The 20,740-nt window shown below is 65.2% G+C and carries 18 protein-coding genes; 10 read left to right on the top strand and 8 right to left on the bottom strand.

Annotated elements, in window-relative coordinates:
- Positions 1–68: 68 nt before the first annotated feature.
- Entirely contained in the window at positions 69–1,211 is a 1,143-nt protein-coding gene (locus tag CEJ42_RS03125; RefSeq protein ID WP_088749990.1) for a GNAT family N-acetyltransferase, read from the bottom strand.
- A gap of 148 nt (positions 1,212–1,359) precedes the next feature.
- On the opposite strand from CEJ42_RS03125, the gene CEJ42_RS03120 reads away from it, so the two are divergent.
- The 5 genes from CEJ42_RS03120 to CEJ42_RS03100 all read left to right on the top strand — a co-directional run bounded on the left by CEJ42_RS03120 (position 1,360) and on the right by CEJ42_RS03100 (position 7,535).
- A complete protein-coding gene (locus tag CEJ42_RS03120) occupies positions 1,360–3,414 on the top strand; it encodes an NAD(+) synthase (RefSeq protein ID WP_088749989.1) in 2,055 nt (684 codons plus the stop codon).
- Positions 3,415–3,675: 261 nt separating this feature from the next.
- Complete coding sequence (locus tag CEJ42_RS03115) at positions 3,676–4,014, top strand: P-II family nitrogen regulator (protein WP_079215379.1); 339 nt, start codon at positions 3,676–3,678, stop codon at positions 4,012–4,014.
- Positions 4,015–4,106: 92 nt separating this feature from the next.
- Complete coding sequence (locus CEJ42_RS03110; RefSeq protein ID WP_088749988.1) at positions 4,107–5,264, top strand: ABC transporter substrate-binding protein; 1,158 nt, start codon at positions 4,107–4,109, stop codon at positions 5,262–5,264.
- Between the two features lie 271 nt (positions 5,265–5,535).
- A complete protein-coding gene (gene adh, locus CEJ42_RS03105) occupies positions 5,536–7,056 on the top strand; it encodes an aldehyde dehydrogenase (RefSeq protein WP_079215377.1) in 1,521 nt (506 codons plus the stop codon).
- Positions 7,057–7,160: 104 nt separating this feature from the next.
- On the top strand, positions 7,161–7,535 hold the full coding sequence (locus CEJ42_RS03100; protein ID WP_088749987.1) for a DUF779 domain-containing protein: 375 nt from the start codon (positions 7,161–7,163) through the stop codon (positions 7,533–7,535).
- Positions 7,536–7,559: 24 nt separating this feature from the next.
- Here the strand turns inward: CEJ42_RS03100 and CEJ42_RS03095 are convergent, their stop codons facing one another.
- Positions 7,560–9,560: a sigma-54-dependent Fis family transcriptional regulator gene (locus CEJ42_RS03095; RefSeq protein ID WP_088749986.1), complete on the bottom strand. Its 2,001-nt coding sequence runs from the start codon at positions 9,558–9,560 to the stop codon at positions 7,560–7,562.
- Positions 9,561–9,804: 244 nt separating this feature from the next.
- Between CEJ42_RS03095 and CEJ42_RS03090 the strand changes: the two genes are divergently transcribed.
- The gene (locus CEJ42_RS03090; RefSeq protein ID WP_088750211.1) at positions 9,805–11,070 is read left to right on the top strand and encodes a PA0069 family radical SAM protein; all 1,266 of its coding nucleotides are present in this window, start codon (positions 9,805–9,807) and stop codon (positions 11,068–11,070) included.
- 18 nt (positions 11,071–11,088) lie between these two features.
- Here the strand turns inward: CEJ42_RS03090 and CEJ42_RS03085 are convergent, their stop codons facing one another.
- Both CEJ42_RS03085 and CEJ42_RS03080 read right to left on the bottom strand, forming a co-directional pair.
- Positions 11,089–11,643, bottom strand: coding sequence for a DUF4865 family protein (locus CEJ42_RS03085; RefSeq protein ID WP_088749985.1), 555 nt, complete (start codon positions 11,641–11,643; stop codon positions 11,089–11,091).
- 75 nt (positions 11,644–11,718) lie between these two features.
- Positions 11,719–12,135 carry a MarR family winged helix-turn-helix transcriptional regulator gene (locus CEJ42_RS03080; RefSeq protein ID WP_088749984.1) on the bottom strand — a complete coding sequence of 139 codons (417 nt, stop codon included), beginning with the start codon at positions 12,133–12,135 and terminating at the stop codon, positions 11,719–11,721.
- 187 nt (positions 12,136–12,322) lie between these two features.
- Here CEJ42_RS03080 and CEJ42_RS03075 point away from each other — a divergent pair, with 187 nt between their 5' ends.
- Both CEJ42_RS03075 and CEJ42_RS03070 read left to right on the top strand, forming a co-directional pair.
- Positions 12,323–12,715, top strand: coding sequence for an acyl-CoA thioesterase (locus CEJ42_RS03075; RefSeq protein WP_088749983.1), 393 nt, complete (start codon positions 12,323–12,325; stop codon positions 12,713–12,715).
- A 101-nt stretch (positions 12,716–12,816) separates the two neighbouring features.
- Positions 12,817–14,136: a leucine-rich repeat-containing protein kinase family protein gene (locus tag CEJ42_RS03070; protein ID WP_088749982.1), complete on the top strand. Its 1,320-nt coding sequence runs from the start codon at positions 12,817–12,819 to the stop codon at positions 14,134–14,136.
- Here CEJ42_RS03070 and CEJ42_RS03065 read toward each other — a convergent pair.
- A complete protein-coding gene (locus tag CEJ42_RS03065) occupies positions 14,120–14,956 on the bottom strand; it encodes a TSUP family transporter (RefSeq protein WP_165774374.1) in 837 nt (278 codons plus the stop codon). The two genes, CEJ42_RS03070 and CEJ42_RS03065, sit on opposite strands and share 17 nt — an antisense overlap.
- Before the next feature lie 116 nt (positions 14,957–15,072).
- On the opposite strand from CEJ42_RS03065, the gene CEJ42_RS03060 reads away from it, so the two are divergent.
- The gene (locus CEJ42_RS03060; RefSeq protein ID WP_088749980.1) at positions 15,073–15,867 is read left to right on the top strand and encodes an AraC family transcriptional regulator; all 795 of its coding nucleotides are present in this window, start codon (positions 15,073–15,075) and stop codon (positions 15,865–15,867) included.
- 18 nt (positions 15,868–15,885) lie between these two features.
- Here the strand turns inward: CEJ42_RS03060 and CEJ42_RS03055 are convergent, their stop codons facing one another.
- From CEJ42_RS03055 to trxB, 3 genes are all read right to left on the bottom strand, one after another.
- A complete protein-coding gene (locus CEJ42_RS03055; RefSeq protein ID WP_088749979.1) occupies positions 15,886–16,545 on the bottom strand; it encodes a Smr/MutS family protein in 660 nt (219 codons plus the stop codon).
- A gap of 68 nt (positions 16,546–16,613) precedes the next feature.
- Positions 16,614–16,934 carry an I78 family peptidase inhibitor gene (locus CEJ42_RS03050; RefSeq protein ID WP_088749978.1) on the bottom strand — a complete coding sequence of 107 codons (321 nt, stop codon included), beginning with the start codon at positions 16,932–16,934 and terminating at the stop codon, positions 16,614–16,616.
- A gap of 130 nt (positions 16,935–17,064) precedes the next feature.
- The gene (gene trxB / locus CEJ42_RS03045) at positions 17,065–18,018 is read right to left on the bottom strand and encodes a thioredoxin-disulfide reductase (RefSeq protein WP_079215368.1); all 954 of its coding nucleotides are present in this window, start codon (positions 18,016–18,018) and stop codon (positions 17,065–17,067) included.
- Positions 18,019–18,370: 352 nt separating this feature from the next.
- Between trxB and CEJ42_RS03040 the strand changes: the two genes are divergently transcribed.
- Entirely contained in the window at positions 18,371–20,713 is a 2,343-nt protein-coding gene (locus CEJ42_RS03040) for a DNA translocase FtsK (RefSeq protein ID WP_079215367.1), read from the top strand.
- The last annotated feature ends 27 nt before the right edge of the window (positions 20,714–20,740 follow it).

Raw genomic sequence — 20,740 nt, 5'->3', positions numbered from 1 at the left:
GTGGCGGGCAAGGGAATGGCCGATATCCGCGTTGCGGGTATCGGCCGTTTTTTATGGCGTGGATGGACTCAGCGTGGCGGATCGCGGAAGGGATTGCGTTCGTTCAGTTCGCTCAGGTAGTCGTCGATCCCGCCGCCTTCGCGCTGCAGGAAATGCTCGACCGCGTCGTAGAAGCCGGGATGCGCCAGCCAGTGCGCCGACCAGGTCTTTTGCGGCAGGAAGCCGCGCGCCATCTTGTGCTCGCCCTGGGCGCCGCCTTCGAACCAGGTGATCTTCTCGGCGATGCAGAATTCCAGCGGCTGATAGTAGGCCGTTTCGAAATGCAGGCAGGGGACGTGCTCCAGCGCCCCCCAATAGCGGCCGTAGAGCGTGTCGCGGTCATAGACCGTGAGCGAGGACGCGATCGGCTTGCCCTCGCGCCGGGCGATGGTCAGCAGCAGGTGCTGCGGCATGGCCTGGCCGATGCACCGGAAGAAGTCCAGGTTGAGGTAGGGCGTGGAATAGTGGTCCGAATAGGTGTGGCGATAGCAGCGGTTGAAGAAGCGCCAGTGCTCCTCGCCGATCTCGCCGCCGCGCAACTGCTCGAAGGTGACGCCCTGTTCGGCCACCTTGCGCCGTTCGGCCAGGATGTTCTTGCGCTTCTTGCGATCCAGCGTGGCGACGAACTCGTCGAAGCTGGCATAGCCCTCGTTGTGCCAGTGGAACTGCACCCCGCTGCGCAGCAGGAAGCCGGCGTCGGCCAGGGCTTCTGCCTGTTCGGGCGACGGATAGAGCACGTGGGTGGAGGAAAACTCCCCCTCCTGCTGCAACGCCTGCAGCGCCGCCAGCAGCGCCGAGCGCGCCTGTTCGTCGCGCGCCATCAGGCGGCTGCCGCGCACCGGGGTAAAGGGAATCGCCGACAGCAGTTTGGGATAGTAGTCCACCCCGTGGCGCTGGTAGGCCTCGGCCCAGGCCCAGTCGAACACGTACTCGCCGTAGGAATGGAACTTCTGGTAGAGCGGCAGGGCGGCTGCCAGCTCCTCGCCTTGCCAGACGGTCAGGTAATGCGGCTGCCAGCCGGTGTCGGCGCAGGCCGAGCCGCTTTCGTGCAGCGCATGCAGGAAGGCGTAGGAGAGGAAGGGATTGGCCTCGTGCTGGGCCGCGGCCAGGCCGTCCCAGCCGGCTTGGCCGATATCGGCCAGAGAAGAAACGATTCGCGTGCGATAATTCATTGAACAGAGAGTGGCGTGACCTGTTTCTTCGGTTGCTGTGCGCGGCGTTGCCCGCCGCAGGGGATCGAACAGGCATTCTACGCAAAATGAAAAAAATGCGTCGCCGGCGGCCGCAGCCGGCACGCGAGGAAGCAGCGGAAAGCACGACATGCAAAGCGAATTCTTCAATCTGTACAGCCACGGCTTCGCCCGCGTCGCGGTGGCGGTGCCCCAGTGCCGCGTCGCCGATCCCGGCTACAACGCCCAGCGCACCATCGAACTGGCAGAGCAGGCCGCCGCCGAAGGCGCGGTGCTGGTGTCCTTCCCCGAGCTGGGCCTGTCGGCCTACAGCTGCGAGGACCTGTTCCAGCAGCGCGCCTTGCTGGACGCCTCGCTGCAGGCCCTGCAGACGGTGCTGGACGCCTCCCGGCGGATCCCGGCCGCGCTGATCGTGGGCATGCCGCTGAAGGTCGAGCACCAGCTGTTCAACTGCGCCGTGGTGGTGGCCGGCGGCCGCATCCACGGCGTGGTGCCCAAGACCTACCTGCCCAACTACAGCGAATTCTACGAAGCGCGCCAGTTCAGCGGCGCCGACTGCGCGATCACCCGCCGCGTGCGCCTGCTGGGGCAGGATGTGCCGTTCGGCAGCCTGGTGTTCGACGTCGCCAACATTGCCGACTTCCGCTTCCATATTGAAATCTGCGAAGACGTCTGGGTGCCGATCCCGCCGTCCTCCTTCGCCGCGCTGGCCGGCGCCACGGTGCTGGTCAACCTGTCGGCATCCAACGTGGTGGTCGGCAAGTCCGGCTATCGCCATCAGCTGGTGTCGCAGCAGTCGGCCCGCTGCATGGCGGCCTACCTGTATTCCTCGGCCGGCAACGGCGAGTCCACCACCGACGTGGCCTGGGACGGCCAGGCCCTGATCTGCGAGAACGGCGAACTGCTGGCCGAGTCCGAGCGCTTCGCCGACGGCGGCCATGTGATCTACGCCGATGTGGATCTCGAGCGCCTCTCGCGCGAGCGTTTTCACCAGACCAGCTTCGGCCAGTCGGTGCGCCGTCATGCCGACGAAGTCCGCAAGTTCGAGGTCGTGGCTTTCGAGGTCGAGGTGCCGGCGGGCAGGCAATTGCCCCTGAAGCGCGCCGTCGCCCGTTTCCCCTATGTGCCGGCCAACGCCGAGCAGCGCGAGCTGCGCTGCCGCGAGGTCTACAACATCCAGGTGCAGGCGCTGGTGCAGCGGCTGTCTTCCAGCAATATCAAGAAGGTCGTGATCGGCGTCTCCGGCGGCCTCGACTCCACCCATGCGCTGCTGGTCTGCGCCAAGGCGATGGACAAGCTGGGCCTGCCGCGCACCAACATCCTGGCCTACACCATGCCTGGCTTCGCCACCAGCAGCCGCACGCTGCAGCAGGCGCACAAGCTGATGGAGCAGGTCGGCTGCACGGCGCAGGAAATCGACATCCGCCCCAGCTGCGAGCAGATGCTGAAGGATCTCGGCCATCCCTACGCCGACGGCAAACCGGTCTACGACATCACCTTCGAGAACGTGCAGGCCGGCGAGCGCACCAACCACCTGTTCCGCCTGGCCAACCACAACGGCGCCATCGTCATCGGCACCGGCGACCTGTCCGAGCTGGCGCTGGGCTGGTGCACCTACGGCGTGGGCGACCACATGTCGCACTACAACGTCAACGCCAGCGTGCCCAAGACCCTGATCACGCACCTGGTGCGCTGGGTGGCCGAGTCGGCCTCGCTCGAGCTGAAGCATCCCGAAGTGCTGATGCACATCCTGGAAACCGAGATCAGTCCCGAGCTGGTGCCGGGCAAGTCGGCCGGCGAGCCGGGACAGCGCACGCAGGACTTCATCGGCCCTTACGAGCTGCAGGACTTCAATCTCTATTACATCCTGCGCTACGGCTTCACGCCGGCCAAGGTCGCTTTCCTGTCGCACAGCGCCTGGCGCGACCGCGAGGCGGGGCACTGGCCGGACGGCCTGCACGGCGCGCACAACGAATACACGCTGGCGCAGATCAAGAAGAACCTCGGCATCTTCCTGTTCCGTTTCTTCAAGACCAGCCAGTTCAAGCGCTCCTGCGTGCCAAATGCGCCCAAGGTCGGCAGCGGCGGGTCGCTCTCGCCGCGCGGCGACTGGCGCGCGCCCAGCGATTCGGAAGCGACCGTCTGGATGGATGGCCTCAATCTCATTCCGGACGGAAATTCCTGACATGCCCGGGCCGGCAAGGCCTGCCGGCCAGCCTTTTTTGTGCCGCTTCCTGCCATCGGAGGTTGAAAGCGGCGGGCTGCTGATTGACAATGCAAAGGTGGCTTGCCGTTTCAGGAAAGTGGGCAAGACGGGGCGGAATCGCCTGCCGTCCAAGCAGATTCCGGTCGGCCGGATAGGAAAGTAGAAGAAAAATTAACCATTTACCGGTAGATTTTTAGTTAACAATCGATTTTATTACGACATATAAAGAGAGGAATTGCCATGAAGCAAGTGACCGCTATCATCAAACCGTTCAAGCTGGACGAGGTTCGGGAGTCCCTCGCGGAAGTCGGAGTCACGGGTCTGACGGTCACCGAGGTCAAGGGTTTCGGTCGCCAGAAAGGCCATACCGAGCTCTATCGCGGCGCCGAGTACGTGGTGGATTTCCTCCCCAAGGTGAAGATCGAAGTCGTGGTCGACGACAAGGTGGTCGAGCCTGCCGTGGACGCCATCATCAAGGCGGCGCGCACCGGCAAGATCGGCGACGGCAAGATCTTCGTGCAGGAAGTCGAACAGGTGATCCGCATCCGAACCGGGGAAACCGGCCCGGACGCGGTCTGATCGAAACCGGCCACTGGCCGGTTTTTTCTTGCCCTCCCGTCCGCCAGCAGCCGGCTGCATCCGGCGGCCAAACTTGCGATGGGAGGGCTCATATGGTTCGTGCGGCAATTCATATTGTCCAGTTTCTGCTGGTGTCCCTGGCGGCTTGCATTGCGGTATACCCGCTGCAATCGCGGGCCGAGGCAGGTATCTATCCTGACCGTATCGTCATCGGTCAATCCACCAGCGTCACCGGTCCGCTGGCATCTCTCGCGCTGCCATGCCTGGTCGGCGCCAAAGCCTATTTCTCGGAAGTCAACGCCCGCGGAGGCGTGTACGGTCGCAAGATCGAATTGCTGACCCGTGACGACGGCTATGACGGCGAGGTGGCCAAGGAAAATACGGAGCGCCTGATTCACGCCGACAAGGTGTTCGCCATGTTCGGTTACGCCGGCTGGCCCAGCGTGGAGTCTTCGTTGCCGCTGGTCACCCGGGCGCGCATTCCTTTCCTCTTTCCTTGCACCGGCGCGACGACGCTCTATGAACAGTTCAATCGCTATGTTTTCACTGCCCGTGCCAGCTACGTGCGGGAATACCGTTACCTGCTCAAGCTGTTCCAACGGTTCGGCGTAAACAGCGTGTTGGCGGTCTACCAGAGCAATATCTTCGGCCGCAGGCTGATGGCAGAGATGCAGCGCCAGGCAGACGCGCACACCTTTTCATTGTCGGCGGCGGAAGTCGATGTCAACAGTGATTTTTCCGTCGTGGTCCGCCGCATCATGGCCTTGCGTCCGGATGCGGTGCTATTGGTCAACGGCGACCCCTCCATCAACGTCGGCATCGTGCGCAGCGTGCAGGCGGCCGGTTACCGCGGGCGCTTCTTCGGTGCCTCGCTCGTGGTGCAGCGCGCGGTGCTGGATTCTTTGGGCCAGGTGTCGCGCGGGGTGATCACCACCCAGATCGTGCCTTCCCCATGGCATGCCTCGATCCCGCTGGTGTCGGATTACCGCAAGCTGATGGAGGCCAACGGCATCACGGAGTTTTCATTCGGCGGCATGGAAGGCTTTATCGGCGCCCGTGCATTTGTTGAGGGCTTGCGCCGCGCCGGGCGCAACCCGACCCGGGAGAAGCTCATCGATGCGCTGGAGAGCATCAACGAGAACAACTTCGCTCATCGCGGTTTCCCCCTCAATTTCTCGGCCAGCAGCCATCAGGGTTCCGATTTCGTCGATACCTCAGTCATCTCGGGCGACACATCCTTCATCAACTGATTTCCCGTCTTCCGCATGATCGGCCTGAGTCATTCCTGTTGCAAATTGGGACACTGTGTCAGTCGGGATACAGTGAGCTCATCCAGATGATTCTTTCCCTTTCGCATGAAGAGCCGCCCTGACGCGGCTGCACCGGCGCCTGCACATGTGGGGCACGCTGGCATGCGATTTGCGCTTTCCACGATTGGACGCCCGACGCGGTACACCTGTTTCAGGTAGCCCCAGGCCGGGGCCGCGGCGGGATTTCGATCCCACAATCAAAGGAGGCGACATGAATCTGGCAGACATCAGCAAACTGGGCGTGAAAGACCCGTTCAAGCAACGCTACGACAATTTCATCGGCGGCAAATTCGTCCCGCCGGTCAAGGGCGAGTACTTCGAAAACATCAGCCCGGTGATCGGCCGCGCCTTCTGCGAGGTCGCGCGGTCCTCGGCCGAAGACGTCGAGCTGGCGCTGGACGCGGCGCACGCGGCCAAGAAGAGCTGGGGCAAGACCTCGCCCACCGAGCGCTCCAACCTGCTGCTCAAGATCGCCGAGCGCATGGAGGCCAACCTGGAATTGCTGGCCACTGCCGAGACGCTGGACAACGGCAAGCCCATCCGTGAAACGATGGCCGCCGACATTCCGCTGGCGATCGATCATTTCCGCTATTTCGCCGCCGCCGTGCGCACCCAGGAAGGCGGCATTTCCGAGATCGACAAGGACACCTACGCCTATCACTTCCACGAGCCGCTGGGCGTGGTCGGGCAGATCATCCCGTGGAACTTCCCGATCCTGATGGCGGTGTGGAAACTGGCCCCGGCGCTGGCGGCGGGCAACTGCGTGGTGTTGAAGCCGGCCGAGCAGACCCCGGCCTCGATCATGGTGCTGCTGGAGTTGATCGCCGACCTGATCCCGCCCGGCGTGGTCAACGTGGTGCAGGGCTTCGGCGTGGAAGCCGGCAAGCCGCTGGCCTCCAACAAGCGCATCGCCAAGATCGCCTTCACCGGCGAGACCACCACCGGCCGCCTGATCATGCAATACGCCTCGCAGAACCTGATTCCGGTCACGTTGGAGCTGGGCGGCAAGTCGCCCAATATCTTCTTCGCCGACGTGCTGGACAAGGACGACGAGTTCTTCGACAAGGCGCTGGAAGGCTTCGCCATGTTCGCCCTGAACCAGGGCGAGGTCTGCACCTGCCCCTCGCGCGTGCTGGTGCAGGAGTCGATCTATGAGCGCTTCATCGAGCGCGCCTTGAAGCGCGTGGCCGCCATCAAGCAGGGCAACCCGCTCGACAGCAGCACCATGATCGGCGCCCAGGCCTCGCAGGAGCAGCTGGAGAAGATCCTCTCCTATATCGACATCGGCAAGCAGGAAGGCGCCAAGGTGCTGGCCGGCGGCGGTCGTCAGGAGCTCGGCGGCGACCTCGGCGCCGGTTACTACGTCAAGCCGACGGTGTTCGAGGGCAACAACAAGATGCGCATCTTCCAGGAGGAAATCTTCGGACCGGTGGTCTCGGTGACCACCTTCAAGGACGAGGACGAAGCCCTGGCCATCGCCAACGACACGCTCTACGGCCTGGGCGCGGGCCTGTGGACCCGCGACGGTTCGCGCGCCTTCCGCCTGGGGCGCGAGATCCAGGCCGGCCGCGTGTGGACCAACTGCTACCACCTGTATCCGGCGCACGCGGCGTTCGGCGGCTACAAGCAGTCCGGCATCGGTCGCGAAAACCACAAGATGATGCTCGACCATTACCAGCAGACCAAGAACCTGCTGGTGAGCTACAGCCCGAAGGCGCTCGGCTTCTTCTGATTGCGCGGCAGCTTCGGCGCCGGCACGCGGACATGCGCCGCGGTCCGGCGCCGCTTTTGCGGCGGAAGATATCCGCCGGCAGGATGTATGCGATGGAGACAAGCATGAATACACCCGCACGGGTCGTCGCCACCGAGGCCACCGTGGAATTGCTGCGGCAGCTCAAGGGGCGCCACGGCGACCTGATCTTCTTCCAGTCCGGAGGCTGTTGCGACGGCAGCGCGCCGATGTGCTACCAGGCCGGCGAGTACCAGTTGGGCGATACGGATATTCACATGGGCGACATCGACGGCGTGCCGTTCTACATGAACGCCGACCAGTTCGAGTACTGGAAGCACACCCAGCTGATCATCGATGTGGTGACCGGCAACGGCGGCATGTTTTCGCTGGAGAACGGCAGCGGCAAGCGCTTCCTGACGCGCTCGCGCCTGTTCACCGACGAGGAGTACGACGCGTTGCCCGCACCTGCGCGGCACTGACTGACACGCTCACACGCAGGCGGTTCAGCCGCCGTGGGCCTTGAGCCGGCGGTAAATGGTATTGCGTGAAATGCCCAGCGCCTTGGCCACCGCGCTGACGTTGCCGTCATGCAGGCGCAGCGCGTTTTCAATCGTGCTCCATTCATTGTCGCGCAGCGATTGCGACGCGGGCGCGGCCTGCGTTGGCATCGCTGCATGCGCGAGATCACCGGCTTCTTCCAGAAAGTCTTCCGGCAAGTGACGCAGGCCGATGCTGTTTTCACCGGCCGCCATGGCCAGCGCGGTGCGAATCAGGTTCGCCATCTGGCGCAGGTTGCCGGGCCAGCCGCAGGCGTGCAGCAATCGCCGCACCTCGGCGTCGAAGCGCGGCGCGTGCTGGCCGCCTTCATGCAGCAGGATGGCGTCGGCCAGCCGGCCAAGGTCGCTGCGTTCGCGCAATGGCGGCAGCTTCACCTGCAAGCCGTTGATGCGGTAATACAGGTCTTCGCGGAAGGCATGGCGCGCCGCCATCTCGCGCAGCGGCTGGTTGGTCGCGCACACCAGCGCGAACTCCACCGGGATCACCCGGTTGCTGCCCAGCGGCGTCACCGCGCGCTCCTGCAGCACGCGCAGCAATCGCCCCTGCAGCGCCAGCGGCATGTCGCCGATCTCATCGAGGAACAAGGTGCCGCCGTGCGCCTGCGCGATCTTGCCCAGCGCGCCCTTGCGCCGCGCGCCGGTAAAGGCGCCGTCTTCATAGCCGAACAGTTCGGCCTCGATCAGGTTTTCCGGAATCGCCGAACAGTTCACCGCCACAAACGGCGCGCCGGCTTGCGCCCGCGGGTGCTCGCGATGGATCGCCTGGGCCAGCCATTCCTTGCCGGTGCCGGTTTCGCCGGTGACGAGGATGGGAATACCGCGGCCGATCACCTTGCGCAGCTTGGCGATGATGGCGCTCATCTTTTCGTCGCCGGTGTCCAGCGACTGCAGCGCGGGTTTGCCTGCGACGACCGGTGCGGGCGACGTCGCGGGCCTTGCGTGTGCGGCAGCAGAGGTAGCTGCAGAAGCGATGGCAGCCACTGGCTCGGCCGTCGCCTCGCGCGCATTCTGGAAATGCTGTTCGCGCAGCCGCAGCTCGGCGCGCGCATGGATCTGGATGCCGCTGTGCAGGTAAAGCTCCATCAGCCCCGGCGCGGCCTTGCGGTAATGGTCGAACAGCATCGATACCGGCACCCCGAACAGCGAGCCGAAGGTATGCGACTGCAACGCCGCCAGCGGCAGGCCCAGCTGGAACTGCGCGCTGCGATTGGCGGCCAGGAAGCGGCCGGCGGGCGTGAAGCTGGCGATGCCTTCCACCAGCGTGCCGACGAATTCCGGCCGACTGTGGAAGTGCAGGGTGATGCAATCGGGGAAGCTGCCGGCCAGCAGGTGGTTTTCTATCATCTGCGCCGACATGCGCACCAGCGCCATGGTGTGCTTGTGGAAGCTGCCGCATTCGCCCGATACGTCCAGCACGCCCAGCACCTGCCCCTGGTGATCGAAGATGGGCGCGGCCGAGCAGGTTAGGAAGCGGTTGGCGTCCAGGAAGTGCTGCTGGGCGTGCACGGTGGTCGGCTTCTGCTCGAACAGCGCGGTGCCGATGGCGTTGGTGCCGCGCAGCTGTTCTGACCAGCGCCCGCCGGCACCCAGCGCCACGCGGTCGGCCTTGGCCAGGAAATCGGTGTCGCCCAGCGTGTGGATGATGGTGCCTTCGGCGTCCGACAGGATCACCATGCTGTGGGTGTTGCGGATCTGGTCGTACAGCGTTTCCATCACTGGCCGTGCGTGGCCGAACAGCGCGTGGCTGCTCTCCAGCGTCTGCGCCAGGTCGGCGCGCGAGAGCGTCGCCAGGTCGGGGCGCTGGCCGCGCGTGATGCCGTAGGAGGAACTGCGCTGGTGCGAACGTTCGATGACCTGCAGGTCGGGCATGCCGTCGGCCGCGGCCTGCACCATGGGAGCGTGGCCCAGCGACGCGCCGGCGCCCGGCCGGTTTGCCTGGTATTGCATCGTTGTCTCCTTGGGACCTTTCCGGTCCTTGTTCCCCCGTATTCGATTTCTTATGGTTCGGGAAGCTGAGGGTGTTCAAGCATAACCGATTAATCGGCGCAAAACCGATGCAGCGGCGCCGTGCCGGCGCCATGTTGGCAGAGCGGCAATGGGAAATTGAAACAAGGTTTGCAGCGTCTTGCGGCAGGGTGCAAAATACTGTTCATATATACAGTATTTGATTTTCTTCGGTTCCACATTCCCCATGCCGCGCTTCCCGAAATTTCCTGAAGGTATCGCCGCGCCGTTCCCCGATGCGCCGCAACCGCCGGCGGACGACGATCCCACGCTCACGCCCGGGCTCTACCTTCACCGCAGCCAGGTCGCCCTGAAGGGCCGTGGAGCGGTGACCAACCTGCGCGGGCGCTACGAGTCGGTCAGCCGTGAAGAGTTCGATGACGGCTGGGAGCCGGTGCGCTTCGCCGGGGCCGGGCAGGGCGGCCAGGACTCGGATGAAGGCGAGGATGAGGACGAGCCGCCGCGCCTGAAGACGGTCGTCACCGAAGAGACGGCAAAGTCCATCATCAGCCGCAATACCTCGCCGGACCTGCCGTTCTCGCTGTCGCTGAACCCGTATCGCGGCTGCGAGCACGGATGCGTCTATTGTTTTGCGCGGCCGTCGCACAGCTATCTCGGCCTGTCGCCCGGGCTGGATTTCGAAAGCCGGCTCACGGCCAAGACCAACGCGCCCGAGCTGCTGCTGCGCGAGCTGGCAAAGCCGTCCTACGTGCCCGACACCATCACGGTGGGCATCAACACCGACGCCTACCAGCCCATCGAGCGCGAGCTGAAGCTCACGCGCCGCCTGCTGCAGATCCTGCACGACTGCGGCAACCCGGTGGCGCTGATCACCAAGTCCTCGCTGATCGAGCGCGACATCGACCTGCTGGCGGCGATGGCCGCCAGGCGGCAGGCCATCGCCGCGGTCACCATCACCACGCTGGACGCCGGCATCGCGCGCACGCTGGAGCCGCGCGCGGCCACGCCGTCACGGCGGCTGCGGGTAATCCGCACGCTGGCCGAGGCCGGCATCCCGGTCAGCGTATCGATCGCGCCGGTGATCCCCTTCATTACCGAGCCCGACCTTGAGCGCGTGATGGAAGCGGCCATCGAAGCCGGGGCCGGGCAGGCCGGCTATATCGTGCTGCGCCTGCCATGGGAGGTCAGCCCGCTGTTCCGGCAATGGCTGCAGGCGCATTTCCCCGAACGCGCGGCGCGCGTGATGAACCGCATCCAGGACATGCGCGGCGGCAGGGACTATGACGCCGATTTCGCCACCCGCATGCGCGGCACCGGCGTCTGGGCGGATCTACTGCACCAGCGTTTTGAAAAAGCCAGCAAGCGCCTGGGCATCAGCCATCGCAACCGCGCCTTCGCCACGCTGGACGCCAGCCAGTTCAGGCGACCGTTGGCGGTCCCTGCGCCGCGCGAGCAGGTGCAGCGAAATTCGGGGCAGCTCGATCTGTTCTGAGCCGGGCCGATTGCCCGCTTATTTCTCCGCGAGGGCCGGTGCGGAAAGATGCGCGACCTCGTATAAGCGACCTTCCACGGGCAAAGGAGGCCTGGCGGTCCAGAGCGAGATGGTCATCAGTTGCCAGGACGTTTCGTCCAGACCTGCGTAGACGCTATGCAAATCCGGGGACTGGGTGATGAGCCCGATATTGTCCAGGCTGTGCTTCACCCGGTGTCCGATGTCTTCGCCAGCCGGGATGTCGAGCAGCGTTTGCACTGCGAACAGCGGTCGGCCGGAAACCGAATTGCCGAGCGTCAGGGCCAGCTCGGTCCAGCGGCTCACGCTGGGTCGCCCGTATTTGGCGACGACCGCGCGGAAGGAGTCCGACAGCATGAAGTCCTTCATTCCATCCATGTCCCGCCAGATATAAAACGGTGTGTAGCGGGCCGGGCGCGCGGCGTCGGCATCGGCCACCAGGAACGCTTTCATGAACAGGCCGGGCAACTGGTCAAAACGGCTGCCGATTTCCTTGACGCGCTGTCGGACTGCCTCGGCTTGTTCGACATCAAATCCATATTGCATCGCGAGCATGTCATTCTCCTTGAGATGAATGGAAGGGGTTGTTGAAAATATAATTAGCAATGCAACTATTTGGAGAGAAAAAAATCATTCAAGCGCATTGCGGATCGACCGGATGTTCTGCACCGCGTCGGAAAATTCCTGCTTGCCCAGGATCTTGCGTATTCTCTCGGCGGCCTGGCCTGCGGAGGCATTGAGCGGCGCCTTGATCTGCGTGGCGGAAGCGGTGGGGAAGACGGAGACTTCACGGCCATCGTCGTCGGTCTTGCGCCGTTCGATGAATCCCTTTTCCTTCAATGCGTCGAGCGCCCGGGTCGCGGTGGATTTTGCGATCGACAACTCGGCGGCGAGCCGTCCCTGCAAGATGCCCGGCTGATCGATGACCGCGCGCAGCATGAAACCCTGCGGCGCGGTCAGGCCGAACGGCGAGAACGCGGCGGTCCATTCGCGCTCCAGGCGGCGCGACAAGGCGGCGGTGTTGAAGTAGAGGCAGTGATCGAACATGTGGCGACAGTACATGAATTTAGTTCGCATTGCAACCAATTGTGGCGAAAACCTTCCGGACCTGTTCCTGTCAGCGTGTTGTCAAGCAAGGATGGCGGCGCTCCCCGATAATCGAGGGGCGTCCGCTCGAGCCCGCTTGCCGGCCTCGATTTTCTTCCAAGCGTCATTACACGATCAGGTTGCCCTCATGTTTGCAAAGCATTACGAAGTAGATCCCGCCCATATCGATTTTCAGGGCGTGGTCGACGGCCTTTACTATCCGTTTTACATGGAGTGGACGCGGCACGCCTTCATGAAGGAAGCGCTCGGGCTGGATATTGAAGAAGAGTTCAAGCAGGGCCGGATCTACATGGTGCTGGAGTATTCGCTGCGCTTTCGCAAGAGCCTGAAGAAGGGCGACCGGCTCGAAGTGACCTGCAAGCTGGAACGGAACGAAAAGCGCAATCGCGTCAATTTCTTCCAGCAGATCAACGTCGACGGGGTGGCGTATGCGGATGCCACCTTTGTGGCGACCTGCTTCGTCAACGGCCGTCCCGTCGTGCCCGAGGCGGTGGCCAACGCGCTGGCCCAGGCCGAATAAGTCCAAGGCCGGGACGCGGGCGATCAACCGGCCCGGCGCCCGCGCCGCAGTGGAGTCCTCGCGGCTGCTACACTGCGCGCTTTGCTTCAATGGCGCTTCGTATGCATACCCTGGAACAACTGCGCAGCGGCGAGCTGGCCGGCGTCAAGCGGCTGTCGCTGTCCTGCGGGCTGAGCGAATTTCCGCGCGAGATCTTCGCGCTGGCCGATACGCTGGAAATCCTCGACCTGAGCGGCAACCGCCTGAGCACGCTGCCGGATGACCTGCCGCGGCTGCACCGGCTGCGCATCGTGTTTTGCTCGGACAATCTCTTCACCGAACTGCCCGCCGTGCTGGGGCGTTGCCCGGGGCTGGAGATGATCGGCTTCAAGGCCAACCGCATCGCGCGTGTTCCCGATGAGGCCTTGCCCGCCACGCTGCGCTGGCTGGTGCTGACCGACAACCGCATCGAGGAGCTGCCGGCGGGCATGGGCCGCTGTGTACGGTTGCAGAAGCTGATGCTGGCCGGCAACCGGTTGCGTGCGCTGCCGCCGCAGCTGGCGCAATGCCGCAGCCTCGAGCTGCTGCGGCTGGCGGCCAACCGGCTTGAAGAATTCCCCGCGTGGCTTGCCACCTTGCCTGGTCTGAGCTGGCTGGCGTTCGCCGGCAATCCGTTTTGCCAGGATCACGAGGTGCATGCCGACGAAGCGTCGCAAACGCCGTCGATCGCCTGGAACGAGCTGGCGCTGGTGCGCAAGCTGGGAGAAGGCGCATCCGGCGTGATCCACGAAGCGCGCCGGCGCGACGCCCACGGCGAGCAGGCGGTGGCGGTCAAGCTGTTCAAGGGCGCGGTGACCAGCGACGGCTTGCCGGAGCGCGAGATGGCGGCCTGCATCGCGGCCGGTGAGCATGAGGGACTGATTCCGGTGCTGGGCCGGCTGGCGGGGCATCCCGACGGCACGCAGGGCCTGGTGATGCCGCTGATCGATCCGGCCTTCGCCAACCTGGCCGGGCCGCCCAGCCTGCAGTCCTGCACCCGCGACGTCTATGCGGATGATGCCGCCTTTGCGTGGCCGCATGCGCTGGGCATCGCCCACGACATCGCCGCCGCTGCCGCCCACCTGCATGCGCGCGGCATCATGCACGGCGACCTGTATGCCCACAATATCCTGCAGCGCGCGCCGGGCCTGGCGCTCCTGGGAGACTTCGGCGCCGCTTCGATGTACCGGCCGCAGGCCGCTTATGCGGCGGCGTTGCAGGCGATGGAAGCACGCGCCTTCGGTTGCCTGCTGGAGGAGCTGCTGGCGCATTGCCCCGGGGCCGGCGCAGGCCGCGAGAGGATGGCGGCGCTGCGCGATGCCTGCCTCTCTGAGGACCCGCGGCAACGCCCGGTCTTCACCGCCATCGAGCGCGAACTGGACGAGATCAGACGGTCATCTTGAACAACGCCGCCAGCAGCAGCCCCATGTAGGCGCCCACGCGCAGCTTCTCCGGCAAGGCGTCGGAGAACGGTTGCGCCAGCCGCATGCCCAAATGCACGGCCGCCGTCAGCAACGCGGCCGCGCTGACATCGATGTAGCCGGCTTGCCATTGCCCCAGTTGCCGGCCCTGTTTCCAGGCTGCGGCGACATAGACGACGCTGGCTGCGAGGCCGGCCGTCGCCGCCAGCATCTTGGCCAGCGCCTGCGCGCATTGCGGCGAGTGCTCCCGGCGCTGCATCAGCGGCAGCGTCATGGCGCCGCCGCCCACGCCGGCTCCGGCGGCCAGCGAGCCGGCCGCCAGCACGGCGAAGGCGTCCAGCGGGGCCGGCAGCCGCCGGGGCCGGCGCGGCGGCAGTATGGCGTGCGCCGCGCGCGCCTGCGCCAGGCGGTCGAAGCGCAGGGCGCATAGTGTGACCAGCGCGGCGAGATAAAGCACATACAAGAGTCGCAGCCGGAACGGCGAGCAGCCCAGCGCCGCCATCGCGCCGGCCAGCGCACCGGTGGCGGCGCAGGCGCACGAGGGCCAGGCCTGGCGCAGCGAGACGATGCGCGCGCGCAGGGCATCGAGACAGCTCACGCCCGCCGTGGCCGCCAGCACGCAGGCCGAAGTGGCCACGGCCACATGCATGGCCAGGCGATGCATTGCGCTGTCCGGCGGATACTGGGCCGTCAGGCTGCAATACAGCAGCGGCACCGCCACCGCGCCGCTGCCGGTGCGCAGCAGGGGAATGGCGGCGCCGGCCAGCAGGCCGAAGGCGGCAAGCGTCAGGTAGTGATTCATGACGTGGTCGGGCGAGTGAGGAATCGCTTCAGGATAGGCGCGGCGGGTTTGACGGTCTTTCGAAGCTGGGACAATAATGTTCGAATTCCAGCCACTCCATCTTCTTGCCGGATCCCATGAAAGAAGCCGTGTCATTGCCCATCGACCGTGTCGACGCCATCCCCCGCGCGGTGGTGGCCGCCGGCGCCGCCTATCCTGACGGCACGCTGCTGCCGTGGCACAGCCATCGGCGCGCGCAGCTGCTGTACGGCGCCAGCGGCCTGATGCAGGTGGCCACTGAAGACGGCGCCTGGGTGGTGCCGCAGCAGCACGCGGTCTGGATTCCGGCCGGCAAGCCGCACCGCAGCCGCATGCTGCTGGGTGTGACCACGCGCAGCGCCTACATCGAGCCGCAGGCGTCTCCGCGCGGCGGCGACGCCTGCCAGGTGCTGGAGGTCAGTGCGCTGTTGCGGCAGCTGCTGATCGAGGCGGCCGGGATCGACCAGCACTATCCGGAGCAGGGACGCGACGCCGTGCTGATGCAATTGCTGCTGCATGAGATCGGCCGGGCGCGGGAGCTGCCCATGCATATCCCGCTGCCGCGCGATCCGGCGCTGGCCGAGCTGTGCCGCGGCTTCATGCTGGCGCCCGGCCTGCATTCACGGCCCGCCGAATGGGCGCGGGCATTGCACATGAGCGAGCGCACCTTCACGCGGCGCTTTCGCGAACAGACAGGGATGGGATTCCAGGCGTGGCGCCAGCGCGCCTGTGTGGTGCTGGCCGTGCCGCGGCTGGCGGCAGGGGAGTCGGTGACGCGCATCGCGCTGGATTTCGGCTATGAGCGCCCGGCGGCGTTTTCCACCATGTTCAGGAAGCTGGCCGGACATCCGCCGTCGGCGCACGCATTGAAAACCGGAGACCGGCAGGCCTGATCAGCGCGGCTGGCGCATTTAGCCGGAGGCGCGTTCGCTGGATTTCAGCAGCACCACCAGCGCGCCGGCGCCGCCGTCGGCCGCGCGTGCCTGGCAAAAGGCCATGACTTCGTCCTTCTGCGCCAGCCAGCTGCGCACCTTGTGCTTGAGCACCGGCTCCTTGTTGACCGAACCCAGTCCCTTGCCGTGGATCACGCGCACGCAGCGGATGCCGCGCTTTCTCGACTCGCGCAGGAATTCGCCCAGGGCCTCGCGCGCCTGGTCGCGCCGGTAGCCGTGCAGGTCGAGCTGGGCCTGGATCACCCAGTGGCCGCGCCGCAGTTTGGAGAGCACGTCCTGGCCGATCCCGGGACGGGCGAAACTGAGGTTTTCGTCGCTGTCCATCAGCGTGTCGACGGTGAATTCGTCGGACAGCGACTCCAGCAGCGCCGCCTGCTCGTCGGCCAGGTGCTGGCGCGGGATGGGCAAGGGCGGTTCGGGAAGATGGTGGGCCTTGTCGACGGCCCTGGCGCGCAGCGGCGCGACCTGGCCGATGCTGTTGCGGAAGATGTCGGCCTCTTCGCGTGCGCGCGCCTCGTTGCGAAGGCGTAAGGCCTCGGCCTCGGCGCGTGCCTTTTCCTGCGCCTGCAAATCCTTGCGCAGCCCCTCCAGTGCTGAAAAATCCTTGATTGTTGCCATGATGCAGCCTGCTGAAACTCCCCAGCGGGCTACTGTATCAGAATGCGGCGCAAACGGCCCGGGCCGGTTCAGCCGCAGGCCAGCTTGATGATGACCTTGCCGGGGTCGGTGTGGATGTTGAGCCGCTTGGCATTGAAGTCCATGGTCACCACGGAGTCGGGCTTGAGCACGCGCACGTCCTCGGCGCCGGATTCCTTCATGGCCTTGCGTTCGATGTAGCCGCTGACGTTCTCGCCGATGAGGTAGTCGACCTTGCTGGCGTCGCAGCCGGCGGCGGCGGCGTTGGCATCGGCATCGGCCGAACGGGTATCGCGCGCGGCGCTGCAGGCGGCCAGCACGACGGCCAGCGCGGCCAGCGAGAGGAGGAGGGGGGAAGTGGTACGGGGCACGGTTCTGTTCCTTTGAAGAATTCTGCTTGTCGAACCTGCAACAACCTGCAAAAAAGCCGGCGGACGACATGATCGTCCACCGGCTTTTTGATGAGCCAATGCGCTACGAGTTCTCGCAGCGCACAAATTTTTATTCCAGGCCTTCCAGGTAGCGCTGGGCGTCGAGCGCGGCCATGCAGCCGGTGCCGGCGCTGGTGATGGCCTGGCGGTAGATGTGATCCTGCACGTCGCCGGCGGCGAACACGCCGTCGACGCTGGTGGCGGTGGCGAAACCTTCGCTGCCGGTGCGTGTCTTGAGGTAGCCGTTATGCATCTCCAGCTGGCCTTCGAAGATGCTGGTGTTGGGCTTGTGGCCGATGGCGATGAACAGGCCGTGCACCGGGATCTCGGTGATGGCGCCGCCCTGGGTCGACTTGATCTTGATGCCGGTCACGCCGCTGTCGTCGCCGACCACTTCGTCCAGCGTGTGGTGCCACTGGATGGCGATCTTGCCTTCGGTGACCTTGTGCAGCAGGCGGTCGATCAGGATCGGCTCGGCGCGGAACTTGTCGCGGCGGTGGATGATCGTGACCTTGCTGGCGATGTTGGAGAGGTACAGCGCTTCTTCGACGGCGGTGTTGCCGCCGCCGACCACGGCCACTTCGCGGCCGCGATAGAAGAAGCCGTCGCAGGTGGCGCAGGCCGACACGCCGCGTCCCATGAAGGCCTGTTCCGACGGCAGGCCCAGGTACTGGGCCGAAGCGCCGGTGGCGATGATGAGCGAGTCGCAGGTGTATTCGCCGCTGTCGCCGATCAGGCGCAACGGACGCTCCGACAGCTTGGTGGTGTGGATGTGGTCGAAGATGATTTCGGTCTTGAAGCGCTCGGCGTGCTGCAGCAGGCGCTGCATCAGTTCCGGGCCCTGCACGCCCAGCGGGTCGCCCGGCCAGTTTTCGACGTCGGTGGTGGTCATCAGCTGGCCGCCTTGCTCGACGCCGGTGATCAGCACCGGGTTGAGGTTGGCGCGGGCGGCGTAGACCGCGGCGCTGTAGCCGGCGGGGCCGGAACCGAGGATCAGGACCTTGGCGTGTTTGGGCGTGCTCATAAGATACTCTTCGTATGTTGTGGGACCTGCGTCAGTACTCCATAGCTGGAGGCAGGTCCCGGGATTTCAATTCGTCGTCGCCGGATCGGCGGGCAGGCGCGGCGAACTCCTCGGAGCTCATCATTACTGCGCTGCAAAACGGGTAAGATTATAGACGAAGGCCCCTGTCCAGCCGATGGAATTACGCTATCCATCCGATAGGCCGCCGGCGGCCGGGCTTGTGAAAACGATAACGATAAACGGTAGATCGCGACGGGAATGCGCAGCGACGCGCATAATTGCCCGCCGTAAAAACAGTTAGCGCCAATTCAATGCCGTTACAATGACGGCTGGTTTTTTTTGCACGGAAGTTATGTCGAAGACGAGTCAAGCCCACATCCGCAACACCAAAGCGCCAGCCCCGCCGATGCCCAACCGCCTGGTGCGGCTGATTTCCGAAGCGCGCTGGCTGGCGTTGACGGCGCTGCTGGTCTACATGGCCTTGATTCTGCTGACCTATTCCAAGACCGACCCCGGCTGGTCGGTGGCCAGCTCGGTGCCGCGCGTGGCGAACTGGGGCGGGCGCGTGGGCGCCTGGATGGCCGACCTGATGCTCTACATCTTCGGCATGTCCGCCTGGTGGTGGTGCGTGCTGCTGGGCCGCTCGGTGTGGAACGGATATCGCCGGCTGTCCAACCGATTCCTGGTGGAGCAGCCGGTGGAACCCGAGCACCGGCAGGAACCCATCATCCGCGCCGTCGGTTTCGTCTTCATGCTCACCGGCAGCCTCGGCATCGAGTTCACCCGCATGCATCGCCTGGCGATCAAGCTGCCGCATTCTTCCGGCGGCGTGCTGGGCGAGATGATCGGCTCCGCCGTCCAGCCGACCTTCGGTTTCACCGGTTCCACGCTGTTGCTGCTGCTGCTGTTCGGGCTGGGTTTCTCGCTGTTCTTCCATGTCTCCTGGCTGGCTGCGGTCGAGCGTATCGGCGGCGGCATCGAGGACGGCCTGCTGTGGGTGCGCAACTTCTTCGCCGCCCGCGCCGACCGCAAGGCCGGCGCCGAAGCCGCGGTCAAGCGTGAAGAGACCGTGGTGCAGGAGCGCGCCAAGATCGTCGAGGCGCCGCCGATCCGCATCGAGCCGCAGATCGTCGAGGTGCAGAAATCCGACCGTGTGCAGAAGGAGCGCCAGACCAGCCTGTTCGACGACGCCAATACCGACCTGCCGCCGCTGTCGCTGCTGGACGAGGCGCCGCCGGCGCAGCAGACGGTGTCGGTCGAGACGCTGGAATTCACCAGCCGCCTGATCGAGAAGAAGCTCTCCGACTTCGGCGTCGAGGTGAAGGTGGTGGCGGCCTATCCCGGCCCGGTGATCACCCGCTACGAGATCGAGCCCGCCACCGGCGTCAAGGGCAGCCAGATTGTCAACCTGGCGCGCGACCTGGCGCGTTCGCTGTCGCTGACTTCGATTCGCGTGGTGGAAGTCATCCAGGGCAAGAATTACATGGGCCTGGAGCTGCCCAACCCCAAGCGCCAGATCGTGCGCCTGACCGAGATCCTCGGCTCCAAGGTCTACAACGACAGCCACTCCAGCCTGACCGTGGCGCTGGGCAAGGACATCGCCGGCAACCCGGTGGTGGCCGACCTGGCCAAGATGCCTCACTTGCTGGTGGCCGGCACCACCGGTTCGGGCAAGTCGGTGGGCATCAACGCCACCATCCTGTCGCTGCTCTACAAGTCCACGCCGCGCCAGGTGCGCCTGATCCTGATCGACCCCAAGATGCTGGAGCTGTCGATCTACGAGGGCATTCCGCACCTGCTGGCGCCGGTGGTGACCGACATGCGCCAGGCCGGCCACGCGCTGAACTGGGCGGTGGAGGAGATGGAGCGCCGCTACAAGAAGATGTCCAAGCTGGGCGTGCGCAACCTGGCCGGCTACAACCAGAAGATCATCGACGCCGACAAGCGCGGCGAGAAGATCCCCAATCCGTTCAGCCTGACGCCGGACGCGCCGGAGCCGCTGGAGCAGCTGGAAACCATCGTCATCATCATCGACGAACTGGCCGACCTGATGATGGTGGTGGGCAAGAAGGTGGAAGAGCTGATCGCCCGTATCGCGCAGAAGGCGCGCGCGGCCGGCATCCACCTGATCCTGGCCACGCAGCGCCCGTCGGTGGACGTCATCACCGGCCTGATCAAGGCCAACGTGCCGACCCGCATCGCCTTCCAGGTTTCCTCCAAGATCGACTCGCGCACCATCCTCGACCAGATGGGCGCCGAGACCCTGCTGGGCATGGGCGACATGCTCTACATGCCGCCCGGCACCGGCTTGCCGATGCGCGTCCACGGCGCCTTCGTCTCCGATGATGAAGTGCATCGCGTGGTCGAGCACCTGAAGTCGCAGGGGGAACCGAATTACATCGAGGGCATCCTAGAGGGAGGCGTGCTGGAAGACGCCGACGGCGGTGGCGGCGGCGCGGCCGCAGGCGCCGGTGGCGGCGAGGGCGACGAGCTGTACGACCAGGCCGTGGCCGTGGTGCTCAAGCATCGCCGCGCCTCGATCTCGCTGGTGCAGCGCCATCTGCGCATCGGCTACAACCGCGCCGCGCGCCTGCTGGAACAGATGGAGCAGAGCGGCCTGGTGTCGACCATGCAATCGAACGGCAACCGCGAGATCCTGGTGCCGGCCGGCGCTGCCGGCGGGGAACCCGAATAAACGTCAGGCAAGCCTGAACAGAGGCCG

This window comes from Herbaspirillum robiniae (assembly GCF_002213415.1).
In the GTDB taxonomy this organism is placed as follows: domain Bacteria; phylum Pseudomonadota; class Gammaproteobacteria; order Burkholderiales; family Burkholderiaceae_D; genus Herbaspirillum; species Herbaspirillum robiniae.
Note: the sequence above shows the minus strand (reverse complement) of the source record. Positions and strands in the feature narration are given on the sequence as shown.

Excerpts from the sequence above, each read along its gene's own strand:
- CEJ42_RS03125 (WP_088749990.1), bottom strand. The coding sequence starts at position 1,211 with ATGAATTATCGCACGCGAATCGTTTCTTCTCTGGCCGATATCGGCCAA.
- CEJ42_RS03120 (WP_088749989.1), top strand. The coding sequence starts at position 1,360 with ATGCAAAGCGAATTCTTCAATCTGTACAGCCACGGCTTCGCCCGCGTC.
- CEJ42_RS03115 (WP_079215379.1), top strand. The coding sequence starts at position 3,676 with ATGAAGCAAGTGACCGCTATCATCAAACCGTTCAAGCTGGACGAGGTT.
- CEJ42_RS03110 (WP_088749988.1), top strand. The coding sequence starts at position 4,107 with ATGGTTCGTGCGGCAATTCATATTGTCCAGTTTCTGCTGGTGTCCCTG.
- adh (WP_079215377.1), top strand. The coding sequence starts at position 5,536 with ATGAATCTGGCAGACATCAGCAAACTGGGCGTGAAAGACCCGTTCAAG.
- CEJ42_RS03100 (WP_088749987.1), top strand. The coding sequence starts at position 7,161 with ATGAATACACCCGCACGGGTCGTCGCCACCGAGGCCACCGTGGAATTG.
- CEJ42_RS03095 (WP_088749986.1), bottom strand. The coding sequence starts at position 9,560 with ATGCAATACCAGGCAAACCGGCCGGGCGCCGGCGCGTCGCTGGGCCAC.
- CEJ42_RS03090 (WP_088750211.1), top strand. The coding sequence starts at position 9,805 with ATGCCGCGCTTCCCGAAATTTCCTGAAGGTATCGCCGCGCCGTTCCCC.
- CEJ42_RS03085 (WP_088749985.1), bottom strand. The coding sequence starts at position 11,643 with ATGCTCGCGATGCAATATGGATTTGATGTCGAACAAGCCGAGGCAGTC.
- CEJ42_RS03080 (WP_088749984.1), bottom strand. The coding sequence starts at position 12,135 with ATGTTCGATCACTGCCTCTACTTCAACACCGCCGCCTTGTCGCGCCGC.
- CEJ42_RS03075 (WP_088749983.1), top strand. The coding sequence starts at position 12,323 with ATGTTTGCAAAGCATTACGAAGTAGATCCCGCCCATATCGATTTTCAG.
- CEJ42_RS03070 (WP_088749982.1), top strand. The coding sequence starts at position 12,817 with ATGCATACCCTGGAACAACTGCGCAGCGGCGAGCTGGCCGGCGTCAAG.
- CEJ42_RS03065 (WP_165774374.1), bottom strand. The coding sequence starts at position 14,956 with ATGAATCACTACCTGACGCTTGCCGCCTTCGGCCTGCTGGCCGGCGCC.
- CEJ42_RS03060 (WP_088749980.1), top strand. The coding sequence starts at position 15,073 with ATGAAAGAAGCCGTGTCATTGCCCATCGACCGTGTCGACGCCATCCCC.
- CEJ42_RS03055 (WP_088749979.1), bottom strand. The coding sequence starts at position 16,545 with ATGGCAACAATCAAGGATTTTTCAGCACTGGAGGGGCTGCGCAAGGAT.
- trxB (WP_079215368.1), bottom strand. The coding sequence starts at position 18,018 with ATGAGCACGCCCAAACACGCCAAGGTCCTGATCCTCGGTTCCGGCCCC.
- CEJ42_RS03040 (WP_079215367.1), top strand. The coding sequence starts at position 18,371 with ATGTCGAAGACGAGTCAAGCCCACATCCGCAACACCAAAGCGCCAGCC.